This window comes from Kitasatospora sp. NPDC088351, from assembly GCF_040685575.1.
Lineage (GTDB): Bacteria > Actinomycetota > Actinomycetes > Streptomycetales > Streptomycetaceae > Kitasatospora.
The window spans coordinates 27,143-45,776 of record NZ_JBFBIL010000014.1; the positions used below are offsets into that span (position 1 = coordinate 27,143).

Below are 18,634 nucleotides of genomic sequence, written 5' to 3' on the forward strand. Positions count from 1 at the left end.
ACAACAGGGGGCAGCCCGACCATGGTTGAATTCCAAGCTGACACGTCGATATCGACCGAGGCGATCGCCATCGTCGGCATGTCCTGCCGACTGCCGCATGCGGAGAACCCGGCGCAGCTGTGGCAGCTGCTGCGCGACGGCCGCAGCGCGATCGGCGCACCCCCGGCAGGCCGCCCCGAACTGCCCTCTCGGCCGGGGGGCTACCTGGAGGATGTCAGCGGCTTCGATGCGGGCTTCTTCGGCATCAGTCCGCGTGAGGCGTCGTCGATGGATCCGCAGCAGCGGCTCATGCTTGAGCTCGCTTGGGAGGCACTGGAGGACGCCAGGATCCTCCCGTCCGATCTCGCCGCCAGCCGGACCGGTGTCTTCGTCGGCGTCATCGCCGGCGACTACGCCGCCCTCACCCATCAGCACGGGGACGAAGGCATCACCCGCCACACCCTGACCGGTCTCAACCGCGGCGTCATCGCCAACCGGATCTCCTACACCCTGGGTCTGCACGGACCGAGTGCGGCCGTGGACACCGGCCAGTCCTCCTCGCTGGTCGCTGTGCACCTGGCAGTCGAGAGCCTGCGCCGCGGCGAGTCCGCCATGGCCATCGCCGGCGGTGTCAACCTCAACTTGGTGCCGGACAGCACCATCAGCGCGGAGCGACTCGGCGCACTGTCACCGGACGGTCTCAGCTTCACCTTCGACGCCAGGGCGAATGGATATGTACGCGGCGAGGGCGGCGCGTTCGTGGTGCTCAAGCCGCTGCACGCCGCCATCGCGGACGGCGACCCGGTCTATTGCGTGCTGCACGGCAGCGCAATGAACAACGACGGGACGACCGAGGGCTTCACCGCACCGAGTCCGGCCGGCCAGCAGGACGTCCTGCGGCAGGCGTACGAGCGTGCCCAGGTGTCCGCGGAGCAGGTGCAGTACGTCGAATTGCACGGCACGGGTACCAAGCTGGGCGACCCGATCGAAGCGTCGGCTCTGGGCGCGGTGCTCGGTGACGGCCGCGTGGACGGGGCTGAGCTGCGAGTCGGCTCGGTGAAGACCAACGTCGGACACCTTGAGGGAGCCGCCGGCATCGTCGGCTTGCTGAAGGCGGCGCTCTGTATCCGTCACCGCGAGCTCGTGCCGAGCCTGAACTTCGAAACCCCCAACCCGGCCATCGCGTTCGACGAGTTGAAGCTCGCCGTACAGCGGAGCCTCGAACCGTGGCCGCGTCCGGACGAGCCGCTCTACGCAGGTGTCAGCTCGTTCGGCGTGGGCGGTACGAACTGCCATGTCGTGCTGTCGGACTGGCGCAGCGAGTCGGCGGCGGAGGAGGAGTCGCCCGGCGCCGGGTCCGGCCCGGGTGCGGTGCCGTGGGTGCTGTCGGGCAAGTCGGCTGAGGCTGTGGCCGGTCAGGCGGGGCGGCTGGTGTCCTTCCTGGAGGGGCGTCCGGGGCTGGATGCCGCGGCGGTGGGCCGTTCGCTCGCGGTGTCGCGTGCTCGGTTCGATCACCGTGCGGTGGTCGTGGGGGAGACTCGCGAGGAGCTTCTGGCGGGTGTTCGGGCGTTGGCCGAGGGTTTGCCCGCGGCTGGTGTGGTGTCGGGCCGTGCGGTGCCGGGTGGTGCGGGCAGGACGGTGTTCGTCTTCCCTGGCCAGGGCTGGCAGTGGCAGGGCATGGCTCTGGAACTCTTCGACTCCTCCCCGGTGTTCGCCGCCAGGCTGGTGGAGTGTGAGCGGGCTCTGGCGCCGTTCACGGACTGGTCGCTGCTGGACGTGTTGCGCGGTGCGGAGGGTGCGCCCGGGTTCGACCGGGTGGATGTGGTGCAGCCGGCGCTGTGGGCGGTGATGGTGTCCCTGGCGGCGTTGTGGCGTTCGGTGGGCATCGAGCCGGATGCGGTGATCGGCCACTCGCAGGGTGAGATCGCGGCGGCCGCGGTGTCGGGGGCGCTGTCGCTGGACGACGCGGCGAAGGTCGTCGCGTTGCGCAGCCGGGCGATCGTGAAGCTGGCCGGTACAGGCGGGATGGTCTCGGTGGCCCTGCCGGTCGACGAGGTGTGCGAGCTCATCGCCCATTGGGGCGGCGCGATCGACATCGCCGCACACAACGGCCCCGTGAGCACGGTCGTCTCCGGTGACCCGGAGGCCTTGGCCGACCTCGTTGCCCAAAGCGAGGCCAAGGGATACCGGGCCCGCACCATTCCGGTCGACTACGCCTCGCACTCCGCCCACGTCGACTTGTTGGAGGATGAGCTGCGTGCGCAGTTGGCCGGCGTCACGCCGCGTACCGGTGACATCCGGTTCTTCTCCACTGTCACCGGGCAGCCGCTGAACGGTGAAGAGCTCGACGGCGGGTACTGGTTCCGCAACCTCCGCCAGATCGTCCGGTTGGAAGAGACCACCCGTGCTCTGCTCGGCGACGGACACCGCGTCTTCATCGAGGTCAGTGCCCACCCGGTGCTCACCTCGGCCCTCGGCGACACGGCCGACGAGGCCGGCGTCGGAGGCACCGTCGTCGTCGGATCGCTGCGGCGCGACGACGGTGGATGGGATCGTTTCCTGGCCTCGGTCGCCGAGGCGCACGCCAACGGTGTGGTGGTGGAGTGGGAGCAGTTCCTGCCGGGGCCGGGTCTGGTGGATCTGCCCACGTACGCCTTCCAGCGTCAGCCTTACTGGCTGGATGGTTCGACGATCGGGCCGGTCCAGGTCCGGACCGCCGTGGCAAGGCGGAGCGGTCCGAAGCGGTCCGCGCCGCGGGGCGATGAGCTGGAGCTGGTGCGTGCGCACGTGGCAGCGGTGCTCGGCCACGGATCGGCGCGCGACGTGGACATCGAGACGACCTTCAAGAACCTGGGCTTCGACTCCCTCTCGGCCGTCGAGCTTCGGAACGCGCTGAACAGGGCCACCGGGCTCTCGCTGCCCTCCGGCCTCCTCTTCAACTACCCGACCCCGGCCGTACTCGCCGAACACCTCGCCGGTCATCTCCTCGGACTGGACCAGAGCCAGGACGACGATGCGTACGAGGCCACGGCCCTTGACGAGCCGATCGCGATCGTGGGCATGGCGTGTCGGCTGCCGGGAGGGGTCGCCTCTCCGGAGGACCTGTGGCGTTTGGTGAGCGGCCGGGTCGATGCGGTCGACGGATTCCCGACCAACCGGGGATGGGACCTCGATTCGCTCTTCTCCCCCGAACCGGAAAGCCCCGGCAAGACCTATGCCACCAAGGGTGGTTTCCTGCACGATGCGGACCGCTTCGACGCCGAGTTCTTCGGCATCAGTCCCCGCGAGGCGGCGGCGATGGAGCCCCAGCAGCGGCTGCTGCTGGAGACGGCCTGGGAGGCCTTCGAGCAGGCGGGCATCGACCCCGCCGCGTTGCGCGGCACCCGCACCGGTGTGTACGTGGGCGCGATGGCACAGGAGTACGGGCCGCGGCTGCACGAGCCGTCCGGCGGATACGACGGCTACCTGCTGACGGGCAACACCGCCAGTGTGGCTTCGGGCCGGCTGGCCTACACCTTCGGGCTGGAGGGCCCGGCGGTGACGGTCGACACCGCCTGCTCGTCCTCGCTCGTCGCGCTCCACCTCGCCGCGCAGTCGCTGCGCCAGGGCGAGTCCGCCATGGCCATCGCTGGCGGCGTGTCCGTCATGGCCACGCCCGGCATGTTCGTGGAGTTCTCCCGGCAGCGCGGGCTGTCGCCGGACGGGCGTTGCAAGGCGTTCTCCTCGTCGGCGGACGGTACGGGCTGGGCCGAGGGCGTGGGTCTGCTGGTGCTGGAGCGGCTGTCGGACGCGGAGCGCAACGGACACCGGGTGCTCGCGGTGATCCGTGGTTCCGCCGTGAACCAGGATGGTGCGAGCAACGGTCTGACGGCCCCGAACGGGCCTTCGCAGGAGCGGGTCATCCGCGCCGCGCTGGCCAACGCCCGCCTGTCGGCGTCCGAGGTGGACGTGGTGGAGGCGCACGGCACGGGCACCAAGCTGGGCGACCCGATCGAGGTGCAGGCGCTGCTGGCCACCTACGGCCAGGACCGCGAAGAGCCGATCCGACTCGGCTCGCTGAAGTCGAACATCGGTCACACGCAGGCCGCGGCCGGTGTCGCGGGCGTGATCAAGATGGTCATGGCCATGCGTCACGGGGTTCTCCCGGCGACGCTGCACGTGGACGAGCCGACCCCGCACGTCGATTGGTCGGCTGGCGCGGTGGAACTGCTGACGCAGGCCCAGGACTGGCCGGATCTCGGCCGTCCGCGCCGGGCGGGCGTCTCGTCCTTCGGCATCAGCGGCACCAACGCACACCTCATTGTCGAGCAGGTCGCGGAGACCGAAGCTCCGGTGGCGGAGCTGTCGGTGCCGGGTCCGGTGCCGTGGGTGGTGTCGGGCAAGTCCGGGGCCGCTCTGTCGGAGCAGGTGGATCGGCTGGTGTCGTTTCTGGAGGAGCGGCCGGAGTCGGACGTCGTGGCCGTGGGTCGTTCGCTGGCCGTGTCGCGTGCTCGTTTCGACCACCGTGCGGTGGTCGTGGGGGAGACCCGTGCGGAACTCCTGGACGCTCTGCGGGCGCTGACCCCGGGCGGGGCGGTCCCGGCGGTCCCGGCGGAACCGGTGGCGTTCCTGTTCTCCGGGCAGGGTAGTCAGCGTGTGGGCATGGGCCGTGAGCTGTATGCGGCGGAGCCGGTGTTCGCAGCCGCGTTCGACGAGGTTGTCGGGGCGTTGGACGTCAACCTGGACCGCTCGCTCGCCGGGGTGATCGAGGGTGAGCCGGAACTGCTCCAGCGGACGGTGTTCACCCAGCCGGCGTTGTTCGCGGTCGAGGTGGCCCTGTTCCGTCTGCTGTCCCATTACGGGGTGACCCCGGACTACCTGGTGGGTCATTCGGTCGGCGAGCTGGCGGCGGCCCATGTGGCGGGCGTGCTGTCCCTTGAGGATGCCGCGCGTCTGGTCTGTGCGCGGGCGCGCCTGATGGAGGGTGTTGCCGAGGGTGGGGCGATGGTTGCCTTGAACGCGGGTGAAGCGCGCGTTGCCGGGTGGCTCGAAGGTCGTTCCGGTGTCGAGGTGGCCGGGTTCAACGGCCCTGCCAGCACGGTTATTTCGGGTGACGAGACGTCGGTGCTCGAAGTTTTGGAGCTGGCTCGCGGGGAGGGCGTGAAGGCGACGCGGCTGAAGGTGAGCCATGCCTTCCATTCCGCGCACATGGACGGAATGCTGGCGGAGCTCACCGAGGTCGCCCGGACACTCACCCATTCGGCTCCCCGGATCCCGGTCGTCTCGAACGTCACCGGTGAGCTGGTCGAGGGGTTCACCGCCGAGTACTGGGCTGCTCAGGCCCGTTCGGCGGTCCGTTTCGCCGACGGCATCGCCACGCTGGCCGGTCTTGGTGTGACGGCGTTCGTGGAGCTTGGCCCCGACGGGACGCTCGCGGGTCTGACGGGCGAGTGCCTGGCCGAGACCGAGGGCGTCGTCGTGGTTCCGGTGCTGCGCAAGGACCGTGCCGAGAAGCGTTCCCTCCTCACCGCCCTGGGCGCTGTGCACGCACAGGGTGTGGAGGTGGACTGGGAGGGGTTCCTGCCGGGTTCCGGTGTGGTGGAGCTGCCGACGTACGCGTTCCAGCGTGAGCGTTTCTGGTTGGACGCGCCGCGTTCCGGTGATGCGGCGGGCCTGGGTCTGACGGTTGTGGACCACCCGTTGCTGGCCGCGATGATCACGGAGCCCGATGGCGATGCGGTGCAGTTCTCGGCTTCGGTGTCGTTGTCCTCGCATCCCTGGCTGGCTGATCACGCGATCGGTGGGAGGGTCCTGGTTCCGGGGACGGTGTTCCTGGAGCTCGCGGGCGCCGCAGCCGAGCAGCTGGGTTACGCCACCGTCGAGGAGCTCGCCCTCCAGTCACCCCTGATCCTCTCGGAGAAGACGGGCGCCCAGCTACGGCTGACCGTCGACCGGGCCGACGCGCGCGGCGATCGTCAGTTCACCGTGTACTCGCGGACCGACGAAGAGCAGTGGACCGCCCACGCGGCTGGCCTGCTCACGTCATCCGTCCCCTCGCCGGGCGTTTCCCTGGAACAGTGGCCCCCGGCCGAGGGCACCCCCATCCCGCTGGACGGCGTCTACGACCGCCTCGGCGACCTGGGCTACGACTACGGGCCGGCCTTCCACGGCCTGCGCGCCGCCTGGCGCGCCGGCGACGACCTCTTCGCCGAGGTGGCCCTGCCCGACCAACTCCACGCCGAAGCCGCGCGCTTCGGAGTGCACCCCGCAGCCCTCGACGCGGTTCTGCACCCGCTCGTGCTGGTGCTGGAGGACACGGCCTCGGCGCAGGACGACAGCACGATCCGGCTGCCGTTCTCGTTCTCGGGCTTCGTGCTGCACGCGGTCGGTGCCACGGTGCTGCGCGTCCGCTGGACCCGTACCGGCCACGACACGGCCCGTCTCGCTCTCGCCGACGGCGCCGGCGCTCCGGTGGCGGCGATCGAGTCGGTCGCCCTGCGGCCGATCGCCCGCGATCAGCTCGCCGTTGCCGGCCCGGCCGCGGAGTCCCTGTACCGGGTGGCCTGGGAGGCCGTCCCGGCGGCCGAGCCGGTCGCCGACCAGCGGTGGGTCCGGTTGGGCGAGTCGCCCTACGCCGACCTCGCCGCGCTCAGCGCCGCGGTCGATGCCGGATCCGCCGTACCGGATTTCGTGGTGATCGACGAGCGGGAGCTCGTCGCCGGCACCACCGGTGATGTGCTCGACCAGACCCACGCCACGGCGGTGCGTGGGCTGGAGACGGTGCGGGAATGGCTGGCCGCCCCGCAATTCGCCCACAGCCGCCTCGTCCTCATGGTGCCGGACCGCGCGCTGCACACGGCCCCGCTCGTGGGCCTGGTCCGTACCGCGCAGACCGAGCAGCCCGACCGGCTGGTCCTCGCCCACGTGGACGAGGGCGGTCCGGAGCTGCTGCCCGCCGTGCTGGCTTCGGGTGAGCCCGAGGTGGCGGTGCGGGGTGGCGGGTTGTTCGTGCCGCGTCTGGCGCGTGCCGCGGGTGTCGTGGCGGGTGTGGTGGAGGGGCTGGATCCGGAGGGCACGGTCCTGGTGACCGGTGCTCTGGGCACGTTGGGCCGTCTGGTGGCGCGCCGGTTGGTGACGCATCACGGTGCGCGACACCTGCTGCTGGTGTCACGTCGGGGTGGTGAGACCCCGGGTGCTGCCGAGTTCGTGGCGGAGCTGGCGGAGTCGGGTGTGCGGGCCCGGGTGGCGGCGTGTGACGTGTCGGACCTCGACGCGCTGGCAGGTCTGTTGGACGAGGTCGCGGCTGAGCGTCCGCTGACTGCCGTGGTGCACACCGCGGGTGTCCTGGACGATGCGACGGTCGCCTCGCTGTCGGCCGGTCATCTGGAGCGGGTGATGCGTCCGAAGGTGGACGCGGCCTGGAACCTCCACCGCCTGACCGAGTCCCTCGACCTCGCCTCATTCGTCATGTTCTCGTCCATCGCGGGTCTCATGGGCAACGCCGGCCAGGCCAACTACGCGGCCGCGAACACCTTCCTCGACGCCCTCGCGCAGCACCGCCGCGCCCGGAACCTGCCCGCCACCTCCCTCGCGTGGAGCCTGTGGGACAGCGCCGACGGCATGGCCGGAACCCTCGCCGACGCCGACGTCGCGCGGTGGAAGCGGAGCGGAATCGTCCCGCTGACCCCGGAACTGGGTCTCGACCTGTTCGACGCGGCGCTCTCCTCGGCGGAGCCGCTGCTGGTCCCCGCCGAACTCGACCTGGGCGCCCTGCGCGCCCGGGCCGAGGAGAACGCGCTCCCCGAGCTGTTCACCGGCCTGGTCCGCGTCCGCCGCAGGCAGGCGGCCGGCGCCGCCCGCGGCGCCGACTCGTCGTGGGTCCAGAGGCTGATCGCGCTGGCCGCGGAGGAGCGGGCGCAGGCCGTACTCCAGACCGTACGAGAGACCGTGGGGCTGGTTCTCGGGCACGGAGCCCACACCGACATCGACCCGGCCAAGGCGTTCAAGGACACCGGTTTCGATTCCCTCACGGGTGTCGAACTGCGCAACCGGCTCAACTCGGTGACCGGGCTGCGACTGCCCACCACCCTCGTGTTCGACCACCCGTCGCCCCAGGCGGTGGCGGACTTCCTGCTGGACCGGCTCGCCGCGACCGGAACGGCCGCCGTCCCGTCGGCGGCCGCCCACGCCCCCGGACTGGACGAGCCGATCGCCGTGGTCGGCATGGGTTGCCGCTACCCGGGCGGGGTCTCCTCGCCGGAGGACCTGTGGCGGCTCGTGGCGGAGGGCCGGGACGCGATCGACGAGTTCCCGTCCGACCGCGGCTGGGACGTGGAAGGCCTCTTCGACCCGGACCCCGAGAAGATCGGCAAGTCGTACACGCGCAAGGGCGGATTCCTCCACGAGGCCGCGGAGTTCGATGCCGGGTTCTTCGGTCTGAGTCCGCGTGAGGCGATCGCGACCGACCCGCAGCAGCGTGTGCTGCTGGAGGTCGCGTGGGAGGCGCTGGAGGGGGCGGGAGTCGACCCCGCGTCGCTGCGCGGTTCCTCGACCGGTGTCTACGCGGGTGTGATGTACAACGACTACGGGTCGAGGCTGGGGAGTGCTCCGGAGGGCTTCGAGGGACATCTGCTGACGGGCACGATCGGGAGTGTCCTGTCGGGCCGGGTGGCTTACACGTTCGGTTTCGAGGGGCCGGCGGTGACGCTGGACACGGCGTGCTCCTCGTCGCTGGTAGCAGTGCACCTGGCCGCTCAGGCGCTGCGCCAGGGCGAGTGCTCGATGGCACTCGCCGGCGGTGTCACCGTGATGTCCACGCCGACGACCTTTGTCGAGTTCTCGCGTCAGCGCGGTCTGTCGCCGGACGGGACCTGCAAGTCGTTCGCGGCTTCGGCGGACGGTACGGGTTGGGCCGAGGGCGCGGGCATGCTGGTGCTGGAGCGTCTGTCGGACGCCCAGCGGCTCGGGCACAACGTCCTTGGGGTGATCCGTGGTTCCGCGGTCAACCAGGACGGTGCGAGCAACGGTCTCACCGCCCCCAACGGGCCCTCGCAGGAACGTGTCATCCGTCAGGCCCTCGCCAACGCCCGCCTCGCTCCGCACGAGGTGGACGCGGTCGAGGCGCACGGCACCGGTACCCGGCTCGGTGACCCGATCGAGGCCAACGCGCTGCTGGCCACTTACGGCCAGGACCGCGAAGAACCGCTGCGGCTGGGATCGATCAAGTCGAACATCGGTCACACGCAGGCTGCCGCGGGTGTCGCGGGCATCATCAAGATGCTGATGGCGATGCGTAACGGGGAGCTTCCGGCGACGCTGCACGTCGACGAGCCGACGCCGCACGTCGACTGGTCGACGGGTGCGGTGGAGCTGGTCACCGAGCGCCGGGCGTGGCCGGAGGTGACGCGTCCGCGTCGCGCGGCCGTGTCCTCGTTCGGTATCAGTGGTACGAACGCGCATGTGATCCTGGAGCAGGGCCCGGAGCTGGTCGTGTCCGGTGAACCGGTGGTTGCGGGGCTTCCGCTGGTGGTCTCGGCGAAGAGCGAGGCGGCCCTGGCGGCGCGTGCGGGCCAGGTGCGTGAGCTGCTGGCCTCGGAGAACGTCGACCCGGCGCGGGTGGCTTCGGCTCTCGCGACCCGGGTCCCGCACCTCCCCTTCCGGGCGACGGTTTCGGGCGCTGGCCGGGATGAGCTGTTGGCGGGTCTTGAGGCGCTGGCCTCGGGTGGGTCCGCGGCGAACCTGGTGCAGGGCGCGGTCACGGGCTCGGGCAGGACGGTGTTCGTCTTCCCTGGCCAGGGCTGGCAGTGGCAGGGCATGGCTCTGGAACTCTTCGACTCCTCCCCGGTGTTCGCCGCCAGGCTGGTGGAGTGTGAGCGGGCTCTGGCGCCGTTCACGGACTGGTCGCTGCTGGACGTGTTGCGCGGTGCGGAGGGTGCGCCCGGGTTCGACCGGGTGGATGTGGTGCAGCCGGCGCTGTGGGCGGTGATGGTGTCCCTGGCGGCGTTGTGGCGTTCGGTGGGCATCGAGCCGGATGCGGTGATCGGCCACTCGCAGGGTGAGATCGCGGCGGCCGCGGTGTCGGGGGCGCTGTCGCTGGACGACGCGGCGAAGGTCGTCGCGTTGCGCAGCCGGGCGATCGTGAAGCTGGCCGGTACAGGCGGGATGGTCTCGGTGGCCCTGCCGGTCGACGAGGTGTGCGAGCTCATCGCCCATTGGGGCGGCGCGATCGACATCGCCGCACACAACGGCCCGCGTTCCGTGGTGGTCGCCGGAGAGGTGACCGCTCTTGAGGAGATGGTCGCCCACTGCAAGGGCAACAAGATGCGCGCCAAGCGCATCCCGGTCGACTATGCCTCCCACTCCGCGCACGTCGAAAGCCTGCGGGACGAGCTTCTCGACGTCCTGTCCTCGCTCACCCCGCGCGCCGTCAACGTGCCCTTCATCTCCACCGTCACCGGGCAGCCGCTGGACGGCACGGAGCTCGACGGCTCGTACTGGTTCCGCAACCTCCGCCAGACCGTCCAGCTGGAGGAGGCCACCCGGACCCTGCTCGACCAGGGCCACCGCGTCTTCATCGAGGCCAGCGCCCACCCGGTGCTGACCATCGCGCTCCAGGAGACGATCGACGACACGTCGTACGACAGCGCCGTCACCGTGCCCTCGCTCCACCGCGACGAGGGCGGACTCGACGACTTCCTCGCCTCCGCGGCGCAGGCCCACGTCTCGGGCGCCCCGCTCGACTGGGCTGCCGTGGTCGGCGGCCCCGGCGCGGTCGTCGACCTGCCGACCTACCCCTTCCAGCGCCGGCGCTACTGGCTGGAGGGCCCGGCGCCGGCCAGGGACGCGGGCGGGCTCGGCATGGCCGCCGAGCGGCACCCGCTCATCGGCGCCGCGCTCTGGATGGCCGACGCGGACAGGCTGGTCCTGAGCAGCAGGATCGCCCTGAACACGCAGCCCTGGCTGGCGGACCACGCCGTGGCCGGCACCGTGCTGCTCCCCGGCACCGCCTTCGTGGACCTCGCCATCCGGGCGGGTGACCACACGGGTCTCGACCAGCTCGACGAGCTGACCCTCCAGGCACCGCTGGTGCTGACCGGCCGCGGCGGAGTGCAGCTCCAGGTCGTGGTCGACGCTCCGGACGAGGAGGGCCGGCGCGCGCTGTCGGTCCACTCCCGCCCGGAGCCCGAGTCCGACGACGCCGTGATCCACCCGTGGACCCTGCACGCCACCGGCGTACTGGGCCACGCGGAAGGGCGTGCGGGCGTACCGGCCGACACCGCCTGGCCCCCGGCCGACACCGCCTGGCCCCCGGCCGGCGCCGAGCCGGTCGACCTGACGGCGGCGTACGACACGCTCGCCGAGCGGGGCTTCCAGTACGGACCCGGCTTCCAGGGCCTGCGGGCGCTGTGGCGAGCCGGCCAGGAGATGTTCGCCGAGGTCACGCTCCCGAAGGACGTCACCCCGGGCGAGTTCGGGATCCACCCGGCCCTCCTCGACGCCGCCCTGCACCCGCTGGCGCTCGCGGAGGACGGTCGCCTGGCGCTGCCGTTCGCATGGACCGGCGTTCGGCTGCACGCGGTGAACGCCGGCATGCTGCGTGTGCGGATCACCCCGGAAGGCTCGGGTGTCGCCCTGTCCCTCGCCGACGCGAGCGGTGCGCCGATCGCGTCGGTGAGGACGCTCAGCCTGCGGGCCGTGGACGCCGCGCAGCTGGCCGGATCGGGCACCCCCCGCCAGCCGCTGCTCCAGGTGGAGTGGACGACCGCCCCGGAGGCCGCCCCGGCCGCGGGATGGGCTGTCCTCGACGACTTCGGCTACGGTCTGCCCGCCCCTCTGGGCAGCTACTCGGACCTCGCCGGCATCGTCGGAACCCCGCCGCTCGTCGTGGTCCCCTTCTCCGGCGAGGACGGCCCCGGCGCCGTGGCACACCGGGCCCTGCGGCTGGCCCGGGAGTGGCTCGTCGACGAGCGGTTCGCCGACTCGCGCCTGGTCTTCGTGACCCGTGACGCGACCACCGCCCGCACGGAGGACGGACTCGGCTCGGCTCCCGTCTGGGGGCTGGTGCGTACCGCCATGACCGAGAACCCCGATCGGTTCGGCCTGCTGGACCTGACGGACTGGGACCTCTCCGAGACCGAGCTCGGCCGTGCGCTGGCCGTACCGGACGCGCAGGTGAGCCTGCGGGACGGGGCACTGCTCGTACCGCGGCTGGTCAAGTCGCCGACGACGGGCGACACCGTGCCCGCGCTGAACCCGGAGGGCACTGTGCTCATCACGGGCGCCACCGGCACCCTGGGCCGGCTGTTCGCCCGCCACCTCGTCGCCGAACACGGCGTACGGCACCTGCTGCTGGCGAGCCGCCGCGGCCGGGACGCGGCGGGCATGGCGGAGCTGGAGGCTGAACTCGCGGCCCACGGAGCCGACGTGTCCGTGGTCGCCTGTGACACGGCAGACCGCATGGCGGTCGCCGCGATGCTGGACGCGATCCCCTCGGAGCACCCGCTCACCGCGGTCCTGCACACCGCCGGCGTCCTCGACGACGGCACGATGCACGCCCTCACGGCCGAGCAACTTGACACCGTCCTGCGTCCCAAGGTCGATGCCGCCTGGTACCTGCACGAGCTGACGGCCGACCTGGAGCTGGACGCGTTCGTCTTGTTCTCCTCGCTGGCCGGTACGGTCGGCACCGCGGGACAGGCCAACTACGCTGCGGCCAACACCTATCTGGACGCCCTCGCGCACCACCGCCAGGCCCTGGGCCTGCCCGGTACGTCGCTGGCCTGGGGCCTGTGGGCCGAGGGCAGCGGGATGACCGGTCACCTGACCGACGCCGATCTCGCCCGGATGTCCCGGGGCGGCATCGCCCCGATCGGCAGCGAGCAGGGGCTGGCGCTGTTCGACGCGGCCCTCGCGACCCGTCGGCCGGTGCTCGTTCCGGCGCTGCTGGACTACACCGGACTGCGGGCACAGAGCGAGGACGGTACGCTGCCCGGGCTCTTCCACGGCCTGGTGCGTCCGGCGCGGCGTGCCGCCGTCGGCGAGCAGGCGGGCGGGAACTCCCTTCGGGAACGCCTGGCGTTCCTGGCCCTCCAGGACCAGGAACGCGCGCTGCTGGAACTGGTCCGCGGCGTGGTCGCCTCCGTACTGGGGCACACCGACGCCGACCAGGTGGCGTCCGACCGGGCCTTCAACGAGCTGGGCTTCGACTCGCTCAAGGCAGTGGAACTGCGCAACCGGCTGAACGCGGCCGCAGGTCTGAAGCTGCCCGCGACGCTGGTGTTCGACTACCCGAGCACGGCCGAGCTGGCCGGCTTCCTGCGGACCGAACTGCTCGGCGCGGCCGCCGCGGTAGCCGAGGCCGGACCGGTCGTCGGCGCCTCCGACGAGCCGATCGCGATCGTCGCCATGGCCTGCCGCTACCCGGGCGAGGTCAGCTCCCCGGAGGAGCTGTGGGCGCTGCTGTCCGACGAGCGGGACGCCATCGGCCCGTTCCCGAACGACCGCGGCTGGGACCTGGACGGCCTGTACAACACGGACCCCGACCACCTGGGCACCTCGTACACCCGGCACGGCGGATTCCTCTACGAGGCTCCGCAGTTCGACCCCGAACTCTTCGGGGTGAGCGCCCGGGAGGCCACCGCCATCGACCCGCAGCAGCGCCTGCTGCTGGAAATCTGCTGGGAGGCCTTCGAGCGCGCGGGCATCGACCCGACCTCCCTCAAGGGCAGCCAGACCGGTGTGTTCGCCGGTGTCATGGCCAACGACTACGCGGCACGCCTGAAGGACGCTCCTGAGGCTCTGGAGGGCTACCTGGCGGTCGGCAGCACGGTCAGTGTCGCCTCCGGCCGCGTCGCCTACACCTTCGGCCTGCAAGGACCGGCGATCACCGTCGACACCGCCTGCTCCTCCTCGCTCGTCTCCATACACCTCGCCGCCCAGGCGCTGCGGAACGGCGAATGCGGGCTGGCCCTGGCCGGCGGTGTGACCGTACTGGCAGCGCCCACCCTGTTCGTGGAGTTCAGCCGGCAGCGCGGCCTGGCACCGGACGGCCGGTGCAAGTCCTTCTCCGCGCGGGCGGACGGGGCAGCGTGGGCCGAAGGCGCCGGAATCCTCCTGCTGGAGCGGCTCTCCGACGCCCGACGCAACGGCCGCCGGATCCTCGGCGTGATCCGCGGAACCGCGGTCAACCAGGATGGTGCGAGCAACGGCCTCACCGCCCCCAACGGCCCCTCCCAGGAGCGGGTGATCCGCCAAGCCCTGACCAACGCGGGCCTGACCACCGCGGACGTGGACGCGCTGGAGGCACACGGCACCGGCACCACGCTGGGCGACCCGATCGAGGCCCGGGCCGTACTCGCCACCTACGGGCAGGAGCGCCCGTCCCCCCTCCTGATGGGCTCCCTGAAGAGCAACATCGGGCACTCCCAGGCCGCCGCCGGTGTGGCCGGCGTCATCAAGATGGTCATGGCGATGCGGCACGGGACGCTCCCCAAGAGCCTCCACATCGACAAGCCCAGCCCGCATGTGGACTGGTCCGCCGGCAAGGTGGAACTGCTCACCGAGGCGGTGCCGTGGCCCGAGTCCGGGCGGCCGCGCCGGGCAGGCGTGTCCTCCTTCGGCATCAGCGGTACCAATGCCCACGTCATCGTGGAGCAGATGCCGGCCGAGGGGACGGTCCCGCCGGCCGAGCCGATTCCGGTCGTGCCGCTGCTGCTGTCCGCGCACAACGACGCGGCCCTGCTGGCGCTGGCCGACCAGGTGGGCGCGGCCCTCGCCGACACCGGGCAGCAGGACCTGGCATCGACGGGCCGGACCCTGGCCGTCGGACGGGCCGGACTGCCGCACCGCGCCGTGGTGCTGGCCTCCACGGCCACCGAAGCGGTCGACGGATTCGCGGAACTGGCCGTGCGGGGTACACCCGTGGACGGTCGCACGGCCTTCCTCTTCACCGGTCAGGGCAGCCAGCGGCTCGGCATGGGCCGGGAGTTGTACACCGCCTACCCCGCCTACGCCGAGGCCCTGGACGCGGTGTGCGAAGAGCTCGACCGATGGCTGGAGACGCCGCTGCTCGACGTCCTCTTCGGTGAGGACCCGGCGCCGCTGGACCAGACCGGCTTCACGCAGGCCGCCCTGTTCGCCACCGAGGTCGCGCTCTTCCGCCTCCTCGAAGGCTGGGGCGTACGGCCGGACTTCCTCGCGGGCCACTCCATCGGTGAGCTGGTCGCCGCGCACGTCGCCGGCGTCCTCTCGCTGGCGGACGCGGCACAACTCGTCGCGGCTCGCGGCCGGCTGATGCAGGCACTGCCCGGCGGCGGCGCGATGCTCGCCGTGCGGGCCGAGGAGCAGGAGCTGCTGCCGCTGCTGGCCGGGCGGGAGGACCAGCTGGGCATCGCCGCCGTCAACGGCCCCACCTCCGTGGTGCTCTCGGGCGACGCCGAAGCCGTCGAGGCCATCGGGGCCGAACTCTCCGCCCAGGGACGCAAGACCAGGCAACTGCGCGTCAGCCACGCCTTCCACTCCCCGCACATGGACGCGATGCTGGACGAATTCCAAACGGTCACGAAGGGGCTCACCTTCGCCGCGCCCGCCATCCCGATCGTCTCCGCCCTGACCGGGCAGCTGGTCGGCGCCGAGGAACTGACCACGCCCGAGTACTGGGTCCGGCACGCCCGCCAGCCCGTGCGTTTCCTGGACGCGGCACGCACCCTGGAAGCCGAAGGCGTACGGACCTTCCTGGAGCTCGGCCCGGACGGCGTGCTCAGTGCGATGGGGCAGGACTTCCTCGACGCGGGATCGCTTCTGGTCCCGGTGCTGCGCGGCGGGCGCCGCGAGCCGCACACCGTCGTCACCGCCCTGGCCCACGCCCATGTACGGGGCGTGCCGGTGGACTGGCGCGCGCTGTTTGGCGACGACGCCGGACCGGCTGCCGACCTGCCGACCTACCCCTTCCAGCGCCAGCGCTACTGGCTCACGGAGGGGCCCGGCGGCGACGTCACCTCAGCCGGACTCGACTCCGCACGGCACCCGCTGCTCGGGGCCGCGATCGCGCTCGCCGACTCCGACGGTGTCCTGTTCACCGGTCGGATCTCGGCCCGCAGCCACCCCTGGTTCGCCGACCACGCCATCGCCGGGACCCTGCTGATCCCGGGCACGGCCCTGGTGGAGATGGCGCTTCACGCGGGCGCCGCACTCGGCTGCGAGCGCCTGGAGGAACTCGCCCTCCAGGCACCCCTGGTCCTTCCCGACGAGGGTGCGCTCCAGCTCCAGATCACCGTGGGCGGCCCCGACGGAGAAGGCCGCAGGTCCCTCGCCGTCCACTCGCGCGGGGACCAGGAAGGCGACGTCTGGAACCGGCACGCCACCGGAACCGTGACGGCCGCCGTTTCCGGCGGCCCCGAACCCGACCTCGCGTCCTGGCCTCCGGCCGGCGCCGAAATCCAGCCGGTCGAGGATCTGTACGACCGCCTCGCCGACCGGGGCTACGACTACGGCCCCGCCTTCCAGGGCCTCCAGGCGGCATGGCGTTCGGGCGAGGACCTCTACGCCGAGGTGCGGCTGTCCGTCGACCCTGATGGATTCGCCCTGCACCCGGCACTGTTCGACGCCGCGCTGCACGCACTGCTCCTGGAGGAGCCGGCCGAACTGCGGCTGCCCTTCTCCTTCGGTGGCGTCCAACTGACCGGGTCCCGGAGCGGCACCCTGCGGGTCAAGCTGTCGGCCGGTCCGGACGGAACGGTCGCGGTCGGCATCGCCGACGAGACGGGCGCACCGGTCGCCACCGTCGCATCACTCGCCCTGCGGGCCCTGCCGGCGGGGACTGCGCTGACCCGCCCCTCCGACCAGCACGTGTACGCGATGGAGCGGGTCGGTGTGGAACTTCCCACCGGTGGTGTCACGACCATCGTGGTCCTCGGCGAGGCCGACCTCGGACTCGCCGCGGAGCACCACGCCGACCTGGCCGACCTGGCCGCCTTGACGGCGGACGGTGCGGCCGCACCCGACGTGGTCGTCCTTCCGGTACGCCCGGCCACTCCGCAGGAGACCGGCCGGGTTACCGGGGAGGTGCTGGCGGTACTGCGGCAGTGGCTCGCGACCGACGCGCCGGCCGGAGCGCGGCTCGCCGTGGTCAGCACCGGGGAACTGGCGCACAGCGCACTCTCCGGGCTGATGCGGACCGCCGAGTCGGAACACCCGGGAGTCTTCCAGCACGTGATCGCGGACGGCCTGCCGGCCGGCCGCGAACTGCTTGCCGCAGCCCTGGCCGATCCCCGACCGCAACTCGAACTGCACGAGGGACAGGCCTACGTGACCCGGCTCGCCAAGGTCCCGCACCCGGCCCGGACCCCGGACGCCGACGACGCGTTCGACCCGGAGGGCACGGTGCTGATCACCGGTGGCACGGGCGCACTCGGAGCCCAGGTCGCCCGGCACCTGGTGACCGGCCGTGGCGCCCGTCGCCTGCTGCTCACCAGTCGGCGGGGCGGGGCGGAGGACCTGGTCGCCGAACTGACGGCGCTCGGCGCGGACGTACGGGTCGTGGCGTGCGACGCGGCCGACCGCGACGCGCTGGCCGGGCTGCTCGCCACGATCCCGGACGAGCACCCGCTCACCGCGGTCGTGCACGCGGCCGGAGTGATCGAGGACGCCACGCTGGAGGCCATGAGCCCGGAGAGCCTCTCCCGGGTCCTGCGGCCGAAGGTGGAAGCCGCCTGGAACCTGCACGAGCTGACCATCGGACTGGAGCTGACGGACTTCGTTCTCTTCTCTTCCGTCGCCGGTCTGGTGGGCAACGCCGGACAGGCCAACTACGCCGCCGGCAACACCTTCCTGGACGCGCTCGCCGAACACCGGCGCGCCGAGGGCCTGCCCGCCGTGTCCCTCGCCTGGGGCATGTGGCAGGACGGGATGGCGAGCGACCTCGACCACGCCGACCGGGCCAGGCTGGCACGCAACGGGATCCTGCCGATGCCGACCGACCGGGCCCTCGCGGCCCTCGACACGGCCCTGGCCGGAGCCAAGGCGCTGCAAGCCGACGGCGAGGCGGAGATCCGGCCGGTGCTCGCGCCGGTGGCACTCGACCTCGCGGCACTGCGGAGCCTCGGGGAAGCACTGCCCGAGCTGTATCGGGGCCTGGTGCGCACCGAGCGCCGAGCCGGCCGGCGCACCGCCGCGCCGGCGGAGATCCCGCTGGCGCGGCGGCTCATGGGCCTGGACGCGGATGAGCAGCGGCAGCTGCTGTTCGACGTCGTCAGGGAACAGGTCGGCATCGTCCTGGCCCACCCGGCCCCGCGGACGATCGACGTCCAGCGCGGACTGCTGGACCTGGGCCTCGACTCCCTCACCGCGGTCGAACTGCGCAACAGGCTGAACACCATCACCGAACTGCGGTTGCCCAGCACGCTCGTCTTCGACCACCCGACCACCCAAGCCGTCGCCGAATACCTGCGGGGCGAGCTGGCCGGCGAAGCGGCGGACCCGATCCAGGCAGCCTTGGACGCCCTTGAGGCCGCTCTCTCGGCCGCCGGCCCGTCGGGCGGCGACGGACTGGCAGGACCGTACGCCGCGCGACTGCGCGGCCTGCTCCGGACGGTGGACGGCGGCCCCGGCGGCGCCGACATCGAACTGGCGACCGACGATGAACTCTTCGCGGCACTTGACAACGAACTCGGCAGGTAGA

Annotated in this window: 1 protein-coding gene; it reads left to right on the plus strand. The window is 72.0% G+C overall.

Features of this window, described 5'->3' with window-relative positions:
• Window positions 1-21: 21 nt before the first annotated feature.
• Window positions 22-18,633 (plus strand): type I polyketide synthase, encoded by an 18,612-nt coding sequence (locus tag AB0P06_RS13545; RefSeq protein WP_363607414.1) that lies wholly within the window; start codon window positions 22-24, stop codon window positions 18,631-18,633.
• Window position 18,634 lies beyond the last annotated feature (1 nt).